Source organism: Litorivita pollutaquae (genome assembly GCF_003205515.1).
GTDB lineage: Bacteria > Pseudomonadota > Alphaproteobacteria > Rhodobacterales > Rhodobacteraceae > Litorivita > Litorivita pollutaquae.
The window spans coordinates 757,055-775,926 of record NZ_KZ826481.1; the positions used below are offsets into that span (position 1 = coordinate 757,055).

The 18,872-nt window shown below is 59.2% G+C and carries 20 protein-coding genes; 9 read left to right on the top strand and 11 right to left on the bottom strand.

What is annotated here, in order from left to right:
• Positions 1-90 precede the first annotated feature (90 nt).
• A complete protein-coding gene (gene prpE / locus DI396_RS03680; protein WP_110794893.1) occupies positions 91-1,980 on the top strand; it encodes a propionate-CoA ligase PrpE in 1,890 nt (629 codons plus the stop codon).
• Between the two features lie 143 nt (positions 1,981-2,123).
• Here the strand turns inward: prpE and DI396_RS03685 are convergent, their stop codons facing one another.
• Together DI396_RS03685 and DI396_RS03690 are read right to left on the bottom strand one after the other, a co-directional pair.
• Entirely contained in the window at positions 2,124-2,321 is a 198-nt protein-coding gene (locus DI396_RS03685) for a CsbD family protein (RefSeq protein ID WP_110794733.1), read from the bottom strand.
• A 79-nt stretch (positions 2,322-2,400) separates the two neighbouring features.
• Complete coding sequence (locus DI396_RS03690; RefSeq protein WP_110794734.1) at positions 2,401-3,177, bottom strand: NAD kinase; 777 nt, start codon at positions 3,175-3,177, stop codon at positions 2,401-2,403.
• A 212-nt stretch (positions 3,178-3,389) separates the two neighbouring features.
• Here DI396_RS03690 and glyA point away from each other — a divergent pair, with 212 nt between their 5' ends.
• Complete coding sequence (gene glyA, locus DI396_RS03695; RefSeq protein ID WP_110794735.1) at positions 3,390-4,685, top strand: serine hydroxymethyltransferase; 1,296 nt, start codon at positions 3,390-3,392, stop codon at positions 4,683-4,685.
• An 85-nt stretch (positions 4,686-4,770) separates the two neighbouring features.
• On the opposite strand, the gene DI396_RS03700 is transcribed toward glyA, so the two are convergent.
• Entirely contained in the window at positions 4,771-5,142 is a 372-nt protein-coding gene (locus tag DI396_RS03700) for a hypothetical protein (protein WP_110794736.1), read from the bottom strand.
• 91 nt (positions 5,143-5,233) lie between these two features.
• On the opposite strand from DI396_RS03700, the gene DI396_RS03705 reads away from it, so the two are divergent.
• On the top strand, positions 5,234-6,010 hold the full coding sequence (locus DI396_RS03705; RefSeq protein ID WP_110794737.1) for an alpha/beta fold hydrolase: 777 nt from the start codon (positions 5,234-5,236) through the stop codon (positions 6,008-6,010).
• Positions 6,011-6,101: 91 nt separating this feature from the next.
• Here the strand turns inward: DI396_RS03705 and DI396_RS03710 are convergent, their stop codons facing one another.
• The 3 genes from DI396_RS03710 to lepA form a co-directional block, all read right to left on the bottom strand.
• The gene (locus tag DI396_RS03710; RefSeq protein ID WP_110794738.1) at positions 6,102-6,287 is read right to left on the bottom strand and encodes a CTP synthetase; all 186 of its coding nucleotides are present in this window, start codon (positions 6,285-6,287) and stop codon (positions 6,102-6,104) included.
• 196 nt (positions 6,288-6,483) lie between these two features.
• Positions 6,484-7,356, bottom strand: a complete 873-nt coding sequence (locus DI396_RS03715) for a DUF2971 domain-containing protein (RefSeq protein WP_110794739.1) — start codon at positions 7,354-7,356, stop codon at positions 6,484-6,486.
• A gap of 31 nt (positions 7,357-7,387) precedes the next feature.
• Entirely contained in the window at positions 7,388-9,187 is a 1,800-nt protein-coding gene (gene lepA, locus DI396_RS03720; protein WP_110794740.1) for a translation elongation factor 4, read from the bottom strand.
• Between the two features lie 406 nt (positions 9,188-9,593).
• Here lepA and DI396_RS03725 point away from each other — a divergent pair, with 406 nt between their 5' ends.
• Entirely contained in the window at positions 9,594-9,908 is a 315-nt protein-coding gene (locus tag DI396_RS03725; protein WP_110794894.1) for a hypothetical protein, read from the top strand.
• Here the strand turns inward: DI396_RS03725 and DI396_RS03730 are convergent.
• The gene (locus tag DI396_RS03730; RefSeq protein ID WP_110794741.1) at positions 9,905-10,366 is read right to left on the bottom strand and encodes a low molecular weight protein-tyrosine-phosphatase; all 462 of its coding nucleotides are present in this window, start codon (positions 10,364-10,366) and stop codon (positions 9,905-9,907) included. The two genes, DI396_RS03725 and DI396_RS03730, sit on opposite strands and share 4 nt — an antisense overlap.
• Before the next feature lie 78 nt (positions 10,367-10,444).
• Between DI396_RS03730 and DI396_RS03735 the strand changes: the two genes are divergently transcribed.
• Complete coding sequence (locus DI396_RS03735) at positions 10,445-11,149, top strand: NAD-dependent deacylase (RefSeq protein ID WP_110794895.1); 705 nt, start codon at positions 10,445-10,447, stop codon at positions 11,147-11,149.
• A gap of 154 nt (positions 11,150-11,303) precedes the next feature.
• Here DI396_RS03735 and DI396_RS03740 read toward each other — a convergent pair whose 3' ends face one another.
• The 3 genes from DI396_RS03740 to rpmB all read right to left on the bottom strand — a co-directional run bounded on the left by DI396_RS03740 (position 11,304) and on the right by rpmB (position 12,862).
• Complete coding sequence (locus DI396_RS03740) at positions 11,304-11,804, bottom strand: copper chaperone PCu(A)C (protein ID WP_110794742.1); 501 nt, start codon at positions 11,802-11,804, stop codon at positions 11,304-11,306.
• Between the two features lie 120 nt (positions 11,805-11,924).
• On the bottom strand, positions 11,925-12,278 hold the full coding sequence (locus DI396_RS03745) for a hypothetical protein (protein WP_162617138.1): 354 nt from the start codon (positions 12,276-12,278) through the stop codon (positions 11,925-11,927).
• 293 nt (positions 12,279-12,571) lie between these two features.
• Positions 12,572-12,862: a 50S ribosomal protein L28 gene (rpmB, locus tag DI396_RS03750; protein WP_110794744.1), complete on the bottom strand. Its 291-nt coding sequence runs from the start codon at positions 12,860-12,862 to the stop codon at positions 12,572-12,574.
• 441 nt (positions 12,863-13,303) lie between these two features.
• Here rpmB and nthA point away from each other — a divergent pair, with 441 nt between their 5' ends.
• From nthA to DI396_RS03765, 3 genes are read left to right on the top strand one after another with little or no spacing between them, the layout of a single operon-like run.
• Complete coding sequence (nthA, locus tag DI396_RS03755) at positions 13,304-13,981, top strand: nitrile hydratase subunit alpha (protein ID WP_110794896.1); 678 nt, start codon at positions 13,304-13,306, stop codon at positions 13,979-13,981.
• Entirely contained in the window at positions 13,978-14,664 is a 687-nt protein-coding gene (nthB, locus tag DI396_RS03760) for a nitrile hydratase subunit beta (RefSeq protein WP_110794745.1), read from the top strand. Before nthA ends, nthB begins: the two co-directional genes overlap by 4 nt.
• Positions 14,657-14,992, top strand: a complete 336-nt coding sequence (locus DI396_RS03765) for a nitrile hydratase accessory protein (protein WP_110794746.1) — start codon at positions 14,657-14,659, stop codon at positions 14,990-14,992. The genes nthB and DI396_RS03765 overlap by 8 nt, the downstream gene beginning before the upstream one ends.
• A gap of 165 nt (positions 14,993-15,157) precedes the next feature.
• Here DI396_RS03765 and meaB read toward each other — a convergent pair whose 3' ends face one another.
• Positions 15,158-16,177 (bottom strand): methylmalonyl Co-A mutase-associated GTPase MeaB, encoded by a 1,020-nt coding sequence (gene meaB, locus DI396_RS03770; protein WP_110794747.1) that lies wholly within the window; start codon positions 16,175-16,177, stop codon positions 15,158-15,160.
• Positions 16,178-16,314: 137 nt separating this feature from the next.
• Between meaB and hrpB the strand changes: the two genes are divergently transcribed.
• Positions 16,315-18,810, top strand: a complete 2,496-nt coding sequence (hrpB, locus tag DI396_RS03775) for an ATP-dependent helicase HrpB (protein WP_110794748.1) — start codon at positions 16,315-16,317, stop codon at positions 18,808-18,810.
• The last annotated feature ends 62 nt before the right edge of the window (positions 18,811-18,872 follow it).

Genomic DNA, 18,872 nt, shown 5'->3' on the forward strand with positions numbered 1-18,872 from the left:
CGCAGGGCGGGCGCTTGCTCTGCGCCCGGAACCGCGCATAAGAAAGGCATATGTATGCAAGTGAATACCGTGACGGAGGAGACACGCGAGATGAGCTACGCAGAGGTTTATGAAGGTTGGAAGAAAGACCCCGAAGGGTTCTGGATGCAGGCCGCCGAGGCAATTGATTGGGTCAAAAAGCCGAGCAAAGCGTTGTTTGACGAGAACGCACCGCTTTATGAATGGTTCTGCGATGGTGAGGTGAACACCTGCTACAACGCCGTTGACCGTCATGTAGAGGCTGGCAACGGCGCGCGCACCGCAATCATCTATGACAGCCCCGTCACCCATACCAAACAGGATATTTCCTACGCCGAACTGCAGACCCGCGTGGCCTCTCTGGCCGGTGCTTTGCGCGCCAAAGGCGTGGAAAAAGGCGACCGCGTCATCATTTACATGCCGATGGTCCCCGAAGCGTTGGAGGCGATGTTGGCCTGCGCGCGGATCGGCGCGGTGCATTCAGTGGTCTTTGGCGGCTTTGCCGCCTCGGAATTGGCGGTGCGGATCGATGATTGCACACCCAAAGCCATCATCGCAGCCTCCTGCGGGATCGAACCGGGGCGGGTCGTACATTACAAACCGCTGCTTGATGGGGCCATCGAGATTGCCGAGCACAAACCCGATTTTTGCGTTATTTTTCAACGTGAACAAGAGGTTGCAAAACTGGTCGACGGGCGGGATGTCGATTGGAACGCCTTTCAATATGGCGTGGAACCTGCCGAATGTGTGGCGCTCAAGGGCAATGATCCGGCCTATGTTCTTTACACCTCCGGCACCACCGGCGCGCCCAAAGGCGTGCTGCGCCCCACGGCGGGACATCTCGTGGCCCTCAATTGGTCGATGAAGAATATCTATAACGTCGATCCGGGCGACGTATTTTGGGCCGCCTCTGATGTGGGGTGGGTCGTCGGCCACAGCTATATCACCTATGGCCCTCTGGTCCATGGCAACACCACGATCATGTTCGAAGGGAAGCCCGTCGGCACCCCCGATGCTGGCACCTTCTGGCGGGTGATTTCCGAACACAAGGTGAAGAGTTTCTTCACCGCGCCGACGGCCTTCCGTGCGGTGAAACGCGAAGACCCCAAGGGCGAATTCGTCAAGAAATACGATCTCTCCTGCCTCGAAACCGTCTATTTGGCAGGCGAGCGCGCCGACCCCGATACGATCATATGGGCGCAAGACCAATTGAAGGTGCCTGTCATCGACCATTGGTGGCAAACCGAAACCGGTTGGCCAATTGCCGCAAACCCGATGGGGATCGAAGCGCTTCCGGTCAAGCTCGGCTCGCCCGCTGTGCCGATGCCCGGATATGATGTGCAGATTGTTGACGATGCAGGGCAACCATTGCCTGCGGGCGCGCTTGGCGCGATTGTGGTGAAATTGCCGCTGCCGCCGGGCACTTTGCCAAGTTTGTGGAATGCCGAAGAGCGGTTCAAGAAAAGCTACCTCGACACCTTTCCGGGATATTATGAGACCGGCGATGCAGGGATGATCGACGAAGACGGCTACCTCTATATTATGGCGCGCACCGATGACGTCATCAACGTCGCGGGGCATCGCCTGTCCACGGGCGCGATGGAAGAGGTTTTGGCCGCGCACCCTGATGTGGCCGAATGCGCGGTCATCGGGGTGGCTGATGATCTTAAGGGCCAGATGCCGGTCGGGTTCTTATGCCTGACCAACGGCGTCAACCGCCCGCACGCCGAGATCAACGCCGAGGTGGTGAAATTGGTGCGCGAGAAAATCGGCCCGGTGGCGGCGTTCAAATTATCGGTCATCGTCGACCGGTTGCCGAAAACCCGGTCGGGCAAAATTCTACGCGCCACCATGGCATCCATTGCCGATGGCAAGGAGTACAAGATGCCCGCGACGATTGATGATCCGGCGATTTTGGATGAAATCAAAACCGCATTGCAGGGCATCGGCTACGCCAAATAGCCGTCACCGCAGGTCATGATGATAGAACATGAAAAAGGGCAGCGGAATGATCCGCTGCCCTTTTTTGCCTTCGGAGTTGGAAACCGCCTTGCGCGACGAGGTCTTACACGCGCGGCATGTTCTAAACCCGCTGGCGACGTTGATCAGTGTTTCGCAGCGAAATCATCCACTTGCTTTTCGGCCTCGTCTTTAGCGATGCCGTATTTTTCCTGGATTTTGCCGACAAGCTGCTCGCGGTTGCCCTCGGCTTGGTCCAGATCATCGTCGGTCAGTTTGCCCCAGTTTTCGCGGGCTTTACCTTTGATCTGCTTCCAATTTCCTTCAATGATATTCCAGTCCATATCGAGCCTCCATTGATTGCACGGCATAAGCGCGCCGCTTCATCAAACCAACCAGACAGCCGCGAAAAGGTTCCAAGGATTAAACAAATTGTTCGCGCAAGAGCCGTTCGTCCAACCCGTGACCGGGGTCAAATAGAATGCGGTGGGTGATTTGCGGGGCAGATTGGATTTCGACCGAAACCACATCGGGCACCGAACGGCTGTCGGCATCTGCCATCACCGGACGTTTCTCCGGATCGGTCACGTCAAAGCGCACTACAGCATCCTTGGGCAAGAGCGCGCCGCGCCACCGGCGGGGTCGGAACGGCGCAATCGCGGTCAGGGCCAATACATCCGCCCCGATGGGCAGAATCGGACCATGCGCCGAGTAGTTATAGGCCGTCGATCCGGCAGGTGTTGCGACCAAAGCCCCGTCGCAGACCAGTTCTTCCATGCGCAGCCGGCCGTCAATGGTGATGCGTAGGCGGGCCGCCTGTGGACCGGCCCGCAACAGTGAGACCTCGTTGATCGCAAGCGCTTCGTGCATGGTGCCGTCCAGTGTGGTGGCCTTCATCGACAGCGGGTTGATTTCGGCCTCTTCGGCATTGGCCAATCGTTGTTGCAGATCGCTTTCACGATAGGCGTTCATCAAAAAACCGACCGTGCCGCGATTCATGCCGTAAACCGGTGCGGGCAGGTCTTGGGTGCGGTGCAGCGTGTGCAACATGAACCCGTCCCCCCCCAAAGCAACAATCACATCAGCCTCTGCTTCGGGCGTGTCGCCATAACGTGTTATTAAGACCGCCCGCGCGGTTTGCGCCGTGGCGGCATCGGATGCCACGAATGCAATCTTCATCGGCGTGCTGTGCTCTGCCATGGCGGGCCTCATAGGTTCAGGGCGGTGAAACCCGCCGTCTTTCACGCGGTTTACCATCCCGGCTCCGCGATTTCACCCGACTTTCGCCGGTTTTGGTGATTTCATAATGATTATGTCGCAAAGCACACTTTTGTATCCAAGGGCAATTGGATAAACAGCGGGCAACATTTCTGCGCTCCTTCGAATTTGGCGCGCCACTTGGGAGAGACCTGATGACTGCCACAACCCGCGATGCTGGATTTTTCACCGAAAGCCTGTCGACCCGTGACCCCGAGCTTTTTGCTTCGATCACCGATGAATTGGGCCGTCAGCGCCACGAGATCGAATTGATCGCCTCGGAAAACATCGTCTCTGCCGCCGTGATGGAAGCGCAGGGTTCGGTATTGACCAACAAATACGCCGAAGGCTATCCGGGGCGCCGGTATTATGGGGGCTGCCAATATGTGGATGTGGCCGAAAACCTTGCCATTGATCGGGCCAAGCAATTGTTTGGATGCGATTTTGCCAACGTCCAACCCAATTCAGGCAGCCAAGCCAACCAAGGCGTATTCACCGCGCTCTTGCAACCGGGCGATACAATTTTGGGCATGTCCTTGGACGCGGGGGGCCATTTGACCCACGGCGCGAAGCCGAACCAATCGGGCAAATGGTTCAATGCCGTGCAATACGGTGTGCGCAAGCAAGACAGCCTGATCGACTATGACCAGATCCAAGAATTGGCCACCGAGCATAAGCCAAAGATGCTCATCGCCGGCGGCTCGGCCATTCCGCGTCAGGTGGATTTCAAGAAGATGCGCGAGATTGCCGATTCTGTCGGCGCCTATTTGATGGTGGATATGGCGCATTTCGCCGGTCTGGTGGCCGCGGGCGAACATCCCTCGCCCTTCCCCTACGCCGATGTGGCGACCACAACGACGCATAAAACCCTGCGCGGCCCGCGCGGCGGCATGATCCTCACCAATGACGAGGCCATCGCCAAGAAAATCAATTCGGCAATTTTCCCCGGCATCCAAGGCGGCCCTTTGATGCATGTGATCGCAGCCAAAGCCGTCGCCTTTGCCGAGGCGCTGCGCCCCGAATTCAAGACCTACCAAAAGCAGGTGCGCCTCAATGCCGTGGCTTTGGCGGATCAACTGATGAAAGGCGGCCTCGACATCGTCACCGGCGGCACCGACACGCATGTGATGTTGGTCGATCTGCGCCCCAAAGGGGTCAAGGGCAACGCCACCGAAAAAGCCTTGGGCCGCGCGCATATCACGTGCAACAAGAACGGCATTCCCTTTGATCCGGAAAAACCGATGGTCACTTCGGGCGTGCGCCTTGGCACCCCTGCGGGCACGACGCGCGGGTTTGGCGAGGATGAATTCCGTTTGATCGGCGATTGGATTGTCGAGGTTGTTGACGGTTTGGCCGCCAATGGCGAAGAAGGCAACGCCGAGATTGAGGCGGCTGTGAAGGCCAAAGTCGAAGCGCTGTGCGAAAAGTTCCCGATGTATCCGAACCTGTGATGTGATCGCGCTGCGGCGCGCATGTCCTCACCACGATGGGGAAGTCCGGCATGTCGGGCTTCCCTTTTTCATTTGCAACGGGGACTTATAACACCCCGCGCCAGCGCAAAAGTGCAATCAAAATGGCAAACATCACGAAGAGGTTGACCATATTCGCCGTGGCCCAGCCGAGCAAAGCATGGATGCGCCGCGCGCGCCGGTCATAGCCTTCGAGCGCCCGGAGCAGCACGGCCATATCCTTTTGAGCGCGCGCGGTATCAATTTGCCGCCGGAGCTTAGGATGAGCGCACAAAGGCTCGATCGCGGCAAGACGCTGCCCCGCTTTGCGCGCGGGCCCCGGCAACCGTCGCCCGGCTTTGGTGATGGCACGGTCCAATGGTTGGGCGCGGATGTTCATCTGTGCCTCCATAGCGGTGTAAATCCGCCCGAATCCGTCCTCTAACTGCATGTCATCCATTGCATGCCACCTCGCATCATCACCCTACTTCGCGCCGGTGCAGCCCTCAATAGCGCTGGCCTCACGCAGAGGCAGACGGTATCACGGGCGCATGTTGAACATGATCGAACACGCGTCCCGCGCCGCCGCGCCGGATACCACGCCAGAGCTTCTTATCGTCCATGGCCTTTACGGGTCGGCGCGCAACTGGGGCGTCATCGCCAAACGTCTGTCGGACGCGCGCACCGTCGTCGCCGTGGATCAGCGCAACCATGGCGACAGCCCGTGGTGTGACACCCATTCCTACGAGGATATGGCCGACGATTTGGCCGAAGTGATCCGTACCCGCGGCGCGCCAATGGATGTTTTAGGCCACTCGATGGGCGGTAAGGCCGCAATGGTTTTGGCGCTCAAATATCCCGCATTGGTGCGGCGTTTGATCGTCGCAGACATCGCGCCGGTCGCCTACACCCACAGCCAGATCCAGTATATCGAAGCGATGCGGGGGCTGGACTTGAGCGCAATCGAAAAGCGGTCGGATGCCAAAGCGCCGCTGGAGGCATTGGTCGACGATCCGGCTTTGGTGCCGTTCTTTTTGCAATCCTTGGACGTGGCCGGAAAATCCTGGCGGCTCAATCTCGATGTTTTGGCGGACGAGATGCCGAAAATCCTGTCGTTCCCCGAGATTGACGGGCAATTCAAAGGGCCGGTATTGTTCCTGTCCGGTGCCAATTCGGACTATGTCGCCCGTGAATACCGCCCGAAGATCAAAGGATTTTTCCCCGAAGCGCGCTTTGCCAAAATCCCCGGCGCGGGGCATTGGCTACATGCTGAAAAGCCGCGCGAGTTTGAAGCGGCAGTGCGCGCCTATCTCGATCTGGCGGCCTAGTGCTGCCTTGAATAACTGGCGGCAGCGATCCCAACAGGACCCCTCCCTTGCGTCGCTGCCGCCCTCTCCCGCCGAGGCGGAAACCGGAAGATTACGCGTTGTTGATGATCGCTTTGGCGACAAAATAAGTCGCCGGAAGAGCGGCCACAAACCCGACGGCAGCCGCCACCACGATCGGTTGCAACGTGTCGTAGCCCATCGTCAACGAAGCCACCATCAGCGTGCCCGCAAGCGTGGTGCCGATCAATGAATACAGGATAGTTGCCAATCGCAGCATAGCGCGCCTCATCTGTCTCGTATGTGTTCCAAGGCAGATATTATCAGATTCGAATGTATGGCGCTTTGATCTGGGTCAGGTCGCAGAATAATCCGCGATCATTATACCCCGCCCCGACCCGTGACAGTGGTTCGGGCACTGCCGATGCCGAACTTTGGCATTCAATCGATTGTTCAGCCCGCTCATCAGACTTGAGTCATCTTCGCGAAACGGAAAAATTTCGAAAGCCGTTTTTGCTCATGAGGGTAGAGACCTCTGCCTCAGAGAGCCTACACTCTCTGCCAAGCTGAACGCTCTCAATCGCACCTGATGGATCATAGCTTCCGCTCTTGTAAACCCCGAACGGTTTTTCAACGTAATCTTTGCCAGTGATTTCAATAATTTTCTTGGGCACGCGCTTTTGCATCTTGCCTGGGTTTAGAAAAGAGGGGGCATCTGGGCGCCGAGGGTCGGAAAACTGAATGTATGAGAATCGGATTTCATCTTCGTATGACCACTTTACGGTCTTCACCGATATTATGATCAGGCAAGCAAGTCTCGCAGCCAATTGAAAAAGCGCTATCGGGTGTTGAGTGCCACTTGCCACTATTTTTGCTGAGAACCGGTCTATAACTTCGTCAACGATTTGCCGTCCCTGATACTCGTTTTTCTCGTTCAAATAAGATATTTTGGTCATTCTACCGCCATCATCGGCACTCAATTGGTTCATCGCTTTGGCTCTGAAACCTATCGAAACACCTGTGTCATTGGCGGCGTATTCCTTCCACATTTTTTCATTTTCTCGATTAGGCGTAAAACAGGTCGCATAAAATGTGTCGTGTCCGGCATAAAGACTGTTAATCTTCGCCCTCGCACTACAAGTTAATAACTTTGCCGTTTCAGTAGAAAAGTCTCTAGAGAAGGCTTCGGACATCGCGTCATAAAAAACCTCGGGCCCAATCAGTAATTCGCGGTCGTCATTGGATTTGGTGATATTGCACAGCCATAATTTCTTTGAGGCCACTATACCCAGAAACCCCGCTTCACTCGTGAAGTGATAAAGCGGAGCAGTAAATTCCAAATCAACCACTTACCATTCCTCAATGACCTATCTTGGTGACCTAATTGTCCAATTTGAGAGCGGAAATAAACGCCTCTTGCGGAATGTCGACTTTGCCGAACTGGCGCATTTTTTTCTTACCGGCTTTTTGTTTTTCCAAAAGCTTCTTCTTGCGCGTCATGTCCCCGCCGTAACATTTGGCGGTCACGTCCTTGCGCATCGCAGACAGTGTTTCGCGGGCAATGACCTTGCCGCCAATGGCGGCTTGGATCGGAATTTTGAACATATGACGCGGGATCAGATCTTTGAGCTTTTCAACCATTGCCCGTCCACGCATTTCGGCGCGGTCGCGGTGCACCATGGTGGACAAGGCGTCAACCGGTTCGTCATTCACAAGGATCGACATTTTCACAAGGTAATCCTGACGATAGCCGATCATTTGATAATCAAACGACGCATAGCCTTTGGTCACCGATTTCAAACGGTCGTAGAAATCGAACACCACCTCGTTGAGCGGCAAATCATAGACCACCATCGCGCGGCTACCGGCATAGGTCAGGTCTTCCTGTATACCACGGCGGTCTTGGCAAAGTTTCAGCACATCTCCGAGGTATTCGTCGGGCACTAGAATGGTCGCCTTGATCCGCGGCTCTTCCAGGTGATCCACATGGGTCAGATCGGGCATATCAGCCGGGTTATGCAGTTCGATCATCGACCCGTCACGCATATAGATATGGTAGATTACCGAAGGTGCCGTGGTGATCAATTCGATGTTATATTCGCGCTCGATCCGGTCGCGGATCACCTCAAGGTGCAGCAGCCCGAGGAAGCCGCAGCGAAAGCCAAAGCCCAGCGCCGCAGAGGTTTCCATCTCGTGGCTGAAAGAGGCATCATTGAGCGCCAGTTTCTCAATCGCATCGCGCAGATCTTCGAATTCGGCGCTATCGACGGGGAACAGCCCACAGAACACCACCGGTTGCGAAGGTTTGAACCCCTCCAGAGGTGTCTCGCAGGGCTTCTTTTCATGGGTGATCGTGTCGCCAACGCGGGTGTCGCGCACCTGCTTGATCGAAGCGGTCAGAAATCCGATTTCGCCCGGACCCAATTCGGTGATCATTTCCATTTGCGGACGGAAAACGCCGATGCGGTCCACATGGTGAATCGATCCGTTTTGCATCATCCGGATGCGGTCACCCTTTTTCAAAACGCCATCCATGATCCGCACCAAAACGATCACGCCAAGATAGCTGTCATACCAGCTATCGACCAACATCGCCTTGAGCGGCGCATCGAGTGTGCCGGTCGGGGCAGGCAGATGGGTCACGATCGCCTCAAGCGTCTCGTGAATGCCCTGTCCGGTTTTGGCCGACACCTGGATCGCATCGGTGGCGTCGATTCCGATCACATCTTCGATCTGTTCGGCGACGCGATCACAATCCGAGGCCGGCAGGTCGATCTTGTTGAGCACCGGCACGATCTCGTGATCCGCATCAATCGCGTGATAAACGTTGGCCAATGTCTGCGCCTCGACGCCTTGGGTGCTGTCCACCACCAAAAGCGAACCTTCGACCGCGCGCATAGAGCGTGAAACCTCATAGGCGAAATCGACGTGGCCGGGGGTGTCGATGAGGTTGAGAACATATTTCTCGCCATCATCGGCTTGATAGTCGATACGCACGGTGTTGGCCTTGATGGTGATGCCGCGCTCGCGCTCGATATCCATACTGTCGAGCAATTGCTCTTTCATATCGCGCCCTGCGACCGTGCCCGTCTCTTGGATAAGGCGGTCGGCAAGGGTGGATTTACCGTGGTCAATATGCGCCACGATGGAGAAATTGCGGATTTTGTTCAGATCGGTCATGGGCTGGATATGATCGGGATTCGAGGACCGGTCAAGATGGCATCGCCTATGCCCGCACAGCGCAGATAAAAAAGGGGCGTTTGCCCTGCTGCTCCGTCGTATATGCGGTGACTTTTATCGCGGAATGCCCCGGTTTTCCCGCGCCAAGGCGCAGGGACGCAAATCGGTCAAAACAGCGGGTGTGGTAAAACCGGATGTAAACTTAATGTGAGGCAAAGCCGGCACTTGTATGGCGCGTCGATTCTTCAACCATTTCGGGCTTCTACCAAGGGGATCGCCATGACAGCGCCCCGCGCAGACGATTGAAACGTGGCGCATTCTGGGTCATACTGAAGTTTGAGGATGCTCCATGCTGGCGAGACAAAAGGCACAAAGCCATAGCCCCGGCAAAATCAAGCGGTGTGATATGATCAAACGAACTCTTCAAGTGGCTTTGTTGGCGGTGTTTTTAACGCCTGCGCTGGCCGAGATCGCCGATGCCGGTCCGGTGGGCCGCGCCTGCCTGACCAGTCCGCGCAAAGCCAAATCGGTGCGGCTTTGCTCCTGTATCGACAGCGTGGCAAAGCGAAGCCTGAGCCGCGGCGACCAACGGCTCGCCGCCAAATTCTTCCGCAAGCCGCAGCGGGCACAGGACATCCGCCAATCGGATTCGCGCCATCACGAGAGATTTTGGCAAAAATACAAAGCCTTCGGCACCCGCGTCGAAGCCACCTGCGGTTAAGCTTGCACACCGTCCAGTGCGACCGCCGAAATCAACCCCTGCACCGCCTCTTCAATGAGGTCGAGCGCCCCGTTGAAATCACGGGTATAATAGGGATCAGGCACATGCTCGATGCCCAGATCCGGCGCAAAATCCATCAACAACCGGATGGGCGTGTCATTGCCGGCGGGGCGAAGCCGTTCCATATCCGCACGGTTTTTATCATCCATTGCAATGAGATGGCCAAATCTATCAAAATCTGCTGCCGTGAACTGACGCGCGCGCATCGATGCCAAATCATACCCCCGTGCCGCAGCGGCCGCCTGCATCGGCGCATAGGGCGGCTCACCCGCGTGCCATCCGCCGGTGCCTGCGCTGTCGATCCGCATTCCGGCGGGCGCACGCTCACGAAACACCGCTTCGGCGGCGGGCGAGCGGCAAATATTGCCAAGACAAACGAATAAAATATCGCGTTGCATAGAGGACATCCTTCGGGTGGTATTGCGGGTATGATTAAACGCGATCTGCCCAACCGCAAAGCGACAAAGGAGCCACCTATGCGAAAGATCACGATCCTCACCGGTGCAGGCATCTCGGCCGAAAGCGGTCTTGGCACCTTTCGGGATGAGGGTGGGATATGGACGCAGCACCGCATCGAAGACGTTGCCACCCCCGAAGGCTTCGTCCGCGATCCGGATTTGGTGCACGGGTTTTACAACGCGCGGCGGGCACAAGTAAAAACCGCAACCCCAAATGCCGCGCATCGTGCCTTGGCGGCGCTTGAAGCGGACTTCGACGGCGAGGTTGTGGTGGTGACGCAAAATGTTGACGAGCTGCATGAGGCCGCAGGAAGCCGGAATGTGTTGCATATGCACGGCATTCTGACCGGCGCGCTCTGCGCCGCTTGCGGTCATCGTTGGCCTGCGCCGACCGTCATGGAAACAGGCGCATGCTGCCCGGTCTGTGTCGCGCCTACCGCGCGGCCCGATGTGGTATGGTTTGGCGAAATGCCCTATTTCATGGATGAGATATGGGCGCATCTGGAAACGACGGATCTTTTCGTGTCGATTGGCACGTCGGGCAATGTCTACCCCGCCGCCGCCTTTGCGCAACACGCGCAGCGCGCAGGCGCGGATACGCTCGAACTGAACCTCGACCCTTCGGTCAATGCCCGCGATTTTGCCGCCGCGCGTCATGGCAACGCCAGCGTTATCGTGCCTCAATGGGTGTCCGAGGTCTTGAAGGCACAAGCATCGGGTTAGACGTCCCTGCGTCGGGAATTTGCTCTGCTGCGGACGTCGCCTCCACGATGAAAAAAGGGCGCAGGAATACAAGCAGAGCGGGCTCCGCGCGCCAGACAGAGCAGCGCGCGGAGCAAGGTTCACCGCAGGGCCAATAGCGCCCCGCGCCTAATGCTTATGGCTTCATTTTCGAATGGTCCATCTTGCCATGGCTCATTCCGTGCATCGGCTTACGTTCCAGATCGACAGGCACCTCCACGGTGACTTCTCCGGCGTTTTCAAACACCAACGTGACGGGGATAATTTCGCCCTGCACCATCGGCTGTTTCAGACCAAGGAACATCACATGATGACCGCCGCGCTGCATTTTCAAGGTCTCGCCCGCCGGAACGGCAAAGCCCGCCTCCACATGCAGCATCCGCATTACGCCGTTCTCATCCTCTTCATGGGTGTGCAATTCGGTGCGCTCTGCGGCCTCCGACCGCACGTCGGTCAGTTGGTCATCAGCGCCGGTCACATTTTCGATCATCATGAAGGCTGCACCCGAGGTCGACATGCTCGCCGAGGCGCGCGCATAGGGGTCTTTGACCATGATGCCATCGGCCCAGGCCGGCAGGGCAAAAACCGACAGGGACAAGGCGACAGCGCCCGCGAAAACGGAAGGTTTGAAAGACATCACGTCTCTCCTTTTTTATCAAGTATAGATCATCAGTTTATTGAGAGGTCTGCCCCCCGAAAGGGCATGTCGCCGCCTGCCCCGTCCCAGAGACGTCAAAAGACAGAGCAGGCCGGCGGATCAGCCCCGCACCGGCGGGCCGCGCGCCTGCGCCTCGGGGATGTGTGATTGCGGAACGTCAATGCGCGCCCGCATTGGTTCCGCCATTATCACGGCCTGAGGCGGCACAGGCAAAAGGTTGGGTTCGGCCAATCCGGCAAACACCGTCATCGCACAATCAGGACAAATATGTGGATGCGGGACCGGTAGGCCATCTGCATCGGTCAGAACCGTGATCGGCCCTGTTCCGGTGCAAAGTGTGATCTGACCTGCGGGGCCCGTTGCCGCACGCGCCACGGCCATGCTTTGCCCCGTCAGGGACAGCATCAAGGCCAGCAGCACGGCCAGAATCGAGCGCATCACAGATCGTCTCATACGGGTCTTATAGGCTGCGACAAAAGAAAATGTAATCGCGGCAAAACGCATCAGCGGCAAACCACCGCCGTGCCCTGCCCTTGGCAAGCCATAGCCCGCGCCCTTTCGATTCTGCTTTCTTCAAATATCCCCGCCGGAGGCATCTGGCCTCTTAACCGGTCGCGCACCCCATATTGCACCGCATGACAGTCCCGCCCGGAAAACCACCTGCCCATACGAAAAACCCCGCGACAGCACAGCTGCACGGGGCTTTTACATATCCTTCCGGCATAGCGCGCCGGATGCCGCATCAATCAGGCGCTTGCGGCCTGTGCTTTGGCGATCTCTTTTTTGACCTTCAAAGCCGTAGAGGACAATTCAACGTCCTTGGCTTTTGCGAGGAAGGCATCCAAGCCGCCGCGGTGATCCACGGTGCGCAGAGCGGCCGCCGAGATGCGCAGCTTGACGCCACGACCCAGTGTTTCCGATTGCAAGGTCACGTCGTTCAGGTTCGGCAAGAACCGGCGACGGGTTTTGTTGTTGGCGTGGCTGACATTGTTGCCAGTCATCGGGCCTTTTCCGGTCAATTCGCAGCGGCGCGACATGTCATTATCCTCGTCATTTCAGCCGGGCGCATCACGCCCCGATAAATATAAACGGGCACAGCCAGCAGCCGCGCCCCGAATTCCATTGGGGGCTAATAGGCACTTATCCCCCTGCCGTCAAGCGCCGAGCATCACTGATCGCGCGAAAAAACATCCCAAGACCGCCACCCGCTTGGCTCCCCTCATTGCGGCGGCGCCCACGCGCGCCCTCCCGATCATCGCGGCTCGTCCGGTATCGGGCCAACCGCCCAAGCAGCCCGCCGCCGCGCTGTCTTCTCCACGCTGGACAAAGACCACAGGTCTCCTCTAACCTTCTTTTTCATAAGGCTTTGCGGTCCTGCCAGCAAGATTTTCAAACAGAAATCCTAACCGGCTTTCAGGGGCCGAAATGTAACCCATCAACCGCCTGCCCCATCCATGCCACCGGAGATTCGCCGCACCATGTCCCATGACCCGACCGATCACGGCCCCGATTATCTTGCATCCCACGGCCATGACAAGGCCGCGCCGCCCCATAGCCATCTGCCCTCCGATCCGGCGTTGCGAGTCAAAACACTTGAAACGATTCTCGTCCAAAAAGGGTTGATTGACCCGGCGGCGATTGACGCGCTGATTGAAACCTATTCCACCCGCGTTGGTCCGCAAAACGGCGCAAAGGTGGTGGCGCGGGCCTGGAATGATCCGGATTTTCGCGCCGCACTGCTCTCGGACCCCACGCCGCTCTTGGCCGAGATGGGACTGATCGGGCGGCAGGGCGAACATGTGGTGGTGGTCGAAAACACGCCCGCGCAACACAATATGGTCGTGTGCACCCTGTGCAGTTGCTATCCGTGGACGCTGCTGGGCATTCCGCCGACATGGTATAAATCCGATGCTTATCGCGCCCGCGCCGTGCGCGACCCGCGCGGGGTTCTGGCTGAATTTGGCGTCACCTTACCCGACGGGCAATCGGTGCGCGTCTGGGACAGCACCGCCGAAGTGCGCTATCTGGTGTTGCCGATGCGGCCTGCAGGCACCGAGGATCTCGGCGAAGCGCAACTGGCCGCATGGGTGACGCGCAACGCCATGATCGGCACCGGACTGCCACAATCCCCCGCTCAGGGTGAGGCCGCGCCATGAGCCACATCCACGACATGGGAGGCCGGCTTGGCACGGGCGCCGTCGCGCCGGTGGCCAATGAACCGGTGTTCAAAACCGATTGGCACGCCCGCGCCATGGCGGTGACAGTTTTGGCCGCACGCCCCGGCGGATGGACCATCGATGCATCGCGCCATGCCCGCGAGCTGCTCCCCCCTGCCGATTACATGCGCTTGAGTTATTATGAAAAATGGATTGCGGCGCTGGCCAATCTATTGGCGGCACGCGGGTTGGTGACGACGGCGGAGATCGACGCGGGTCAATCTTTGGCGCCCGCACCGACCGCAGAAATCGCCAAACGGATTGCGCCCGCCGAGGTCGCACAGATGCCTGCCGGATCGCCCTATGTGCGCGGCGCGGGCCCCGCGCCGCTCTTTGCCGCCGCAGATCGCGTGCGCAGCTTGCGCCCTGCGATGAACCGCTGCGGCGTGGCGGGTGGGCATACGCGATTGCCGGCCTATGCCGCCGGGCATGTGGGGCGGGTGGTGGCGCAGCGCGGCAATCACGTCTTTCCCGACACCAATGCGCATGGATTGGGCGAAGCACCCGAGCCGCTCTACACCGTGGCGTTTGCGGCCCGCGATCTTTGGGGAACTGAGGCGCAGGCGGGTGATGAGGTCATGATCGACCTATGGCAAAGCTATCTGGAGGCGGCAGATGACTGACAGCAACGAAGAAATACCATCAACCGACCCGGCCTTTTCGGAACCATGGCACGCGCAGTTGTTCGCGATGACACTCGGGCTCAGCGCGGCGGGGTTTTTTACATGGACGCAATGGACCGAAGCCTTTGGCGCGCGGCTCAAACGCGATGGGGCCAAACGGCCGCTTGATGGCGGTGCGGATTACTACGGCGTCTGGCTGGACACGTTGGAAGATATATTGGCCTCCAGCGGCAAGATCAGCGCCGAAGAACGCGCGCAAATCAAAGCCGCCTGGGAGGCCGCCTATTTGTCGACCCCGCATGGAAAACCGGTCAAATTGCAAAGGTAATCCGCCCCTGCGACATCCCCTAAGGCCCCTGCGGGGATATCTATGCAGCACACAGCTATGCAAAACACACACGCGCGCAGAGATTAAGCAGGGATTAATCTGCGTCTGATTTGCGGGGCGAAGTTCTACCCTGCTACGCCCTAATTACGACCCAATGCGCCGCACTCAGGCTTTGTGCAACTGCGCCAAGACCTCTTTGGCGGCGAGGCTGGGGGTGATGTCTCCGGCTGCGACGCGGGCGCCGATCAGGGCCATGGTGCCCTTGAGCGGTTCGCGGTCCAGCGCCGCAAGCAGACCTTGGCGCACCTCTTGATCGAACCAATATTGCGCTTGCGCGGCGCGGCGCGTATCGAAATGCCCATGCTCCCGACGCCACGCGGTGAGGCTCTGCATGTCTTCCCATGCTTTTGCCAGCCCCTCTTCGGCGAGTGCCGAAACCGCCACGGCCTTGGGAAAACCATCAGGGTCTTGGGGACGTTTGCGCAGCAGGCGCAGCGCCCCCGAATAATCCGAACAGGTCCGCATGGCGGCGGCTTTTAAATCCCCATCGGCCTTGTTGACGAGAATCATATCGGCCATTTCCATGATGCCGCGTTTGACGCCTTGCAATTCGTCGCCGCCTGCGGGGGCAAGCAGCAGAATAAACAGATCAGAAATTTCCGCGACGACGGTTTCCGATTGTCCGACGCCCACGGTTTCAATCAGCACTACGTCAAACCCCGCCGCCTCACACAATGCCACGGCCTCGCGGGTGCGGCGCGCCACACCGCCAAGATGGGTTTGACTGGGCGAGGGCCGGATAAAGGCGCGCGGCTCGCGGCTCAGCCGGTCCATGCGGGTTTTATCGCCCAAAATCGACCCGCCGGAGCGCGCCGAGGACGGATCGACCGCCAAAACCGCGACGCGCAAGCCATGTTCGGAACTGGTTTGCAGATCCTGCATCGCCATTTTTCCGCCGGTCAGCATCATGCCAAAGCTTTCGATAAAGGTCGATTTGCCCACTCCCGGCGTGCCCGACAGGCCGATTCGAATGGCTTGGTGATCGGTGCGGTCACGTAGCAGATCAACCAATTCTGTGGCCTGTTCGCGGTGGTCGGCGCGCCCGCTTTCAACCAAAGTAATGGCACGGGCCAAAGCACGGCGATCCTGCGCGATGATTTTGTTGGCCAGATCGTTGATATCCATATCCTGCGTCCCCTTTTGCGGTCGATACCGCCCGTTGCCGGTCTTTTTGCCCTTGGCGGCGGGGAAATGTCCAGTGCCAGGTGCGGCGCGGGCGCCCCGGCGCTAGACCTTGGCGCGGGGATCGCGGATAAAGGGGCATGCACGCGCGCGCCCTACCCGAGATACAGTTGCCGGATCTGCCGATTGCCGAGGCTTTGCCATCGCTGATTGAGGCGCTGCGCCTCCGTGGCCGCGCGGTCCTGCAAGCGCCGCCGGGCGCAGGGAAAACCACGGTCGTGCCTTTGGCTTTGCTGCAATCGGGAATCGTGACGGGCCGCATATTGATGTTGGAACCACGCCGGTTGGCGGCGCGCGCGGCGGCCGAACGGATGGCGCACAGCCTTGGCGAATCTGCGGGTGAAACCGTCGGATACCGTGTGCGCGGCGCGGCGAAAGTCGGACCCAAGACGCGGATCGAAGTGGTCACCGAAGGGATTTTGACGCGGATGATCCAATCGGACGCGGAGCTGACCGGTATCGGTGCAGTCTTGTTCGACGAATTCCACGAGCGGTCCTTGAATGCAGATCTGGGGTTGGCGCTTTGTCTCGAAATTGCCGGGGCGCTGCGCGAAGATCTCGCGATTGTGGCGATGTCCGCGACGCTTGATGCCGCCCCTGTCGCCGAATTAATGGCCCAAGGCGGCGACCCGGTGCCTATGGTGACCTCGCAAGGGCGCAGTTTTCCGGTCGAAACGCGGTGGCTTGACCGGCCTGTTGGCAAACATACGCGGTTCGAAACGGCGATGGCCGATTTGATCGTGCATGCCGCCACCGAAGCGGAGGGGAGCCTTTTGGCCTTCTTGCCCGGCGAGGGTGAAATCCGGCGCGTCGAGGCGTTGCTCAAAGGCCGGCTGCCCAAGGACGTCGCGGTGCGCCCTTTGTTTGGCGCGATGGAATTTGCCGCACAGCGGGCCGCGATTGCGCCTTGTGACACGGGGCGTAAATTGGTGCTCGCCACCTCGATTGCCGAGACATCCCTAACCATCGAGGACATCCGCGTGGTCGTGGATGGCGGGCGGGCGCGGCGGGCGCGTTTCGATCCCTCATCGGGCATGTCGCGGTTGGTGACCGAACGGGTGACCCGCGCCGAAGCGACGCAAAGGACGGGCCGCGCGGGGCGGGTCAGCGCCGGCATCTGTTACCGGCTTTGGACACGCGGCGAAGAAGGCGCATTAACCGCCTTCCCGCCGGCGGAAATCGAGGCGGCAGATGTGACCGGATTGGCACTGGAATTGGCGCTTTGGGGGGCACGGCCCGAAGAACTGGCGTTTCTGACGCCGCCCAGTGAGGGCGCATACGGCGAGGCCTGCGCGCTTTTGGCGATGCTCGGGGCGCTCGACAGCAAAGGGCATATTACGGCACATGGGCGGGCTTTGGCGCGGTTGCCGCTGCATCCGCGTCTGGCGCATATGTTGGTCACGGCGGGACCACAGGCAGCACAGATAGCGGCGTTATTGGCCGAGCGCGATCCATTGGGGCGCGGCGCGCCGGTGGATATCACGCTGCGGCTGGAGGCGCTGCGCGATCCGAAACGCTTTGCCGCCGAACGCCCTTATGTGGCGCACCGTGCCGCAATTGAGCGCATCCGCAGCGAGGCCAAACGATTGGCCCGCATGGTGCAAACGCCAAAAGATGGCGCGGCTCTATCGCCCGCCGAAATGGCCGCGCTCGCCTATCCCGACCGGATCGGGCAACGGCGCAAGGGTGATGCGCCGCGCTATGTCTTGTCCGGCGGCAAGGGGGCGGTGTTGGAGGATGGCGATGCGATGGGCACCGCGCGGTTGATCGTCGCTACCGATCTGGACGGCAACCCGCGCGAGGCCCGCATCCGCCAAGCCATTGCCATCAGCGAAAGCGCGCTGCGGGGGCTATTTGACGATCAGATCACATGGCAAAACACCTGCACATGGTCGCGGCGCGAGCGGCGCGTTGTGGCCCGGCAACAAGAGCGATTGGGCGCCGCCGTATTGAATGACCGCATCTGGAAAGACGTGCCCGCCGAAGATGTGGCGCGGGCAATGTTGTATGGGGTGCGTGAATTGGGGCTATTGCCCTCTGCGGCCGCCGCGCGGTTTTTGGCCCGCGTGCGGATCGCCCGCGAAAGTGGTGCGCAACTGCCCGATATGAGCGAGGCAGGTTTGATGGAGCGGCTTGAAGACTGGCTTTTGCCGTATCTCACAGGCATAAAAACCGCCGATCACTGGAAGAAATTCGACATTCTGGAGCCGCTCAGGCAAAGCCTCGATTACGCCCAGATGCAGAGCGTCGACCGCGCGGCACCGGCCAGTTTCACCACCCCCTTGGGCCGCAAAATTCCGATTGATTATGATGCTGAGCCGCCGGAAATAGCGCTGCGCTTGCAAGAGATGTTCGGACAAACCACCCATCCCACCGTGGGCGGCACCCCCTTGCGCGTCACGCTTTTGTCGCCTGCGGGGCGGCCGGTTCAAACCACCACCGATATCCCCGGATTTTGGGACAGCTCATATGCCGACGTACGCCGCGACATGCGCGGACGCTATCCGCGCCATCCTTGGCCGGACAATCCGCGCGACGCAGCCCCGACCGTGCGCGTAAAGCCCCGCGGAACCTGACCGGCGCAGCCTTCGTGCAGCCGGCTGCGGCCAGCGGTGGCGGAAAATACATTTGCCCCCAC